Below are 2,697 nucleotides of genomic sequence, written 5' to 3' on the forward strand. Positions count from 1 at the left end.
ACTGGTAAATATAACGGTTTTCTGTGAAACTGTAAAATCCTTCTGAAGTAGGCACAAAATCAAGTTTCCATTCAGGGGAGCCTCCGATAACAAGGCCATCATTGATGTTTTTATATGCCTGTTCTTCAAAAGCGGTTTCACTTCTACAAGTAAGACATAAGCCTCCTCCTTCATTATAATCATACTGAAATCCATCAAGATAATCTGTAATACGTGTGGAACCTGAAAAACCTCTTCGTCCGTAAATCGTATGGGTTTTTCTGAGCTTTGTTCCGTCTGCACGGTATAAATACCCCAACTGTGCATTTGTAGCCTGTCCAAGTCCAAATGGATCTACGTATGTTATTGAAAAAGTATTTGGAAGATTCAGGTAATTGTAAACAATACTCTGGATCCCTTTGTCTTTCATATTGATCATATTCCCATTGAGGTCATAATCAATCATATTGTTTCCGCCTTCATATCCTGCGTCATTGAAAGAGCTTTCAACAACCTGGTTCAAGCGGTTTCCTGTGTAATGATACGTAAGATCGTCGACAAGCTGTGCTGTTCCTGCAGGCGCTTTTCCGTTTCTTTGCAGCGTAGTGATATTCCCATTGAGGTCATAAGTCAGGCTTTCATTAAAGAAATTATTATTGGGAGCGGTCGTGTAGGCTTCTCTGTAAATGGCATCTGTCAGTCTGTTCAGCTTATCGTAAACATAATGGTATGCTTTGTAAGCATCATCAGCCGTTTTCCAGTGGACTTCTGCAATATTTCCTCCATATTGGGGAACTGATGTACCAGGAATAGCGGGATCCTGATATCTCATGGAGTATCCGAATAGTTTTCCGTTAAGATTGTCCGGATCATTGATCCTGGTCATCCAGCCCCGAATATTGTATTGGTAATCCATGCTTTGAAGCGGTGATCCAATGCTGATTCCCCCGACTTTCTTGTTTTCAAGCTGGGAAAGTTCATTGTACTTGTTTTGGGCAAGAATTTCTTCTGGATTACTGTCTACCTGATGCTTATGGACCAGAAGTCTGTTTTGGTGGTCATAGGTGAAGTTTTCGGTGATGACTCTTTCAGTATCTGTCTCTAATCTTTTATGTTTGGTAATAACAGTCTTTGGAACGCCTGCAAAATCCAGCTTGGATTCTGTTTTGGTATAGCCTCCCAGATGATTGATGGAATGACTACCAATCGCTCGTCCTTTGAGATCATAGTAGGTGTAATTTTTGGTCCAGTTATCGTCTTCAATATTCTTGACCAGGCTCATGACAGGAAGGCCTTTGGTGCTTTTTCCATCGGTTGGAGTTGCTGTTAAAATAGGTTCTCCCTGAATGGTGGATGGAAAAGAGGGATTGAAGCTGTAGCTCTGAGGATAGGTATCGTAATAGTTAATACTTAAAATAGATTGGGTATCAGAGGGAAAATAATCATTGGAGTAATAAACTGCCATCCCATTTTGGGTAAAGCCAGTGGTATTTCTGGATTCTGTAATCACAAGATCTTTAATAAGGGTTTGCATAGCAGATCTCTCTCCTCCTACAACAATTCCTGTATAGATCACCCTTCCCAATTTATCATATTTGGTCATGAGCCATTTATTCTGTGCATCCATTACCGCATCCTGAGTAAGAATCAAACGGTCAGCTTTGTCATACACCATATATTCCCAGCCTTTACCGGGAAGTTTCTTTTCTACCAAACGGTTTCTGCCGTCGTACCGATACTGATAAAACAAATTATCTAAGGTAGTTTGATCTAAAGTACTCCATGTAGAGATCAAAGGAGGAACAACATAGGCCAGCTGATCATATTCATTATAAACATAATAGGTATCTGCATTCTCTGTGGAACTCAATACTTTTCGGACAAGCAAAAGCTGTCCTTTCCCATTTTTAAACTCTATGGTTTTGTTGCCGTCTTCATCAGTGACGGTGTTTTTGTATAGTTGTGAAGGCTCAAAGTACTGAGGAAGCTCTACCAATGTTTGTGTTCTGCCATCTATCCACGTGGTAGTGGTTTTGTATTTTCTGACGTAATCTTCAACAATATTCGTTGCGTAATCAAATTTTACGGGTTTTCCAGCCCAATCATTTCCTACCTGGATCTGCTGCTGAATTCTGTCCAATGGAGAGTTTTCTACTACTTTTTCTGCATAGATCTTTTCTGATCCATAGATGCTAGGTTGGGTGGCATTGGCCAATGGGCTCGGAACAATCGCACCATTGAGGCTTCCAGATTGCGGAACAGGCAAGTAGTCTTTTACCTGTCTTCCGAATGCATCGTATTCGATATGGGTAACGACATCTCTGCCTAATGGAGAAGCTTTTACATTGACTACCTGTTTAGGTCTTCCCAGACCGTCAAAATACTGGACGGTTTCTGAAGTCTTTGTGGGGGTGGCTCCGTTATAATCGAGATAGGTTTTGGTTTGTACATAATTTTCTCCCTGGGTAAGCTGGGCGTTCGCTGAATGAGCGATCAGCAGCAGCCCGATGGGAATGATTATTTTTTTCATGTCTGTGTTTAGTTTTTGTAGTTGTATTTGAATTCTTTCAGTACTTTCCCATTGATATCAATAACTTTTTCAAGCCTGTTGGCAGTGTCATATTTGTAAAGTTCTCTGATGCCGGAGGGTGGGGTGATGCTTTTCACTCCGATTAACGGATCATAGCTGTAGGTACTGATCTGATACGCTGATAATGC

2 protein-coding genes are annotated in these 2,697 nt (G+C 40.9%); both read right to left on the reverse strand.

What is annotated here, in order from left to right; translation table 11 throughout:
• Positions 1–2,509 (reverse strand): DUF6443 domain-containing protein (locus BW964_RS22180; protein ID WP_076510771.1); only part of this gene is annotated, 2,509 nt, incomplete at its 3' end.
• Between the two features lie 8 nt (positions 2,510–2,517).
• Positions 2,518–2,697, reverse strand: a 180-nt coding sequence (locus BW964_RS22670; protein WP_167369811.1) for an RHS repeat protein, incomplete at its 5' end; no start/stop codon positions are given.

Source organism: Chryseobacterium shigense, assembly GCF_900156575.1.
GTDB classification, from domain to species: domain Bacteria; phylum Bacteroidota; class Bacteroidia; order Flavobacteriales; family Weeksellaceae; genus Chryseobacterium; species Chryseobacterium shigense.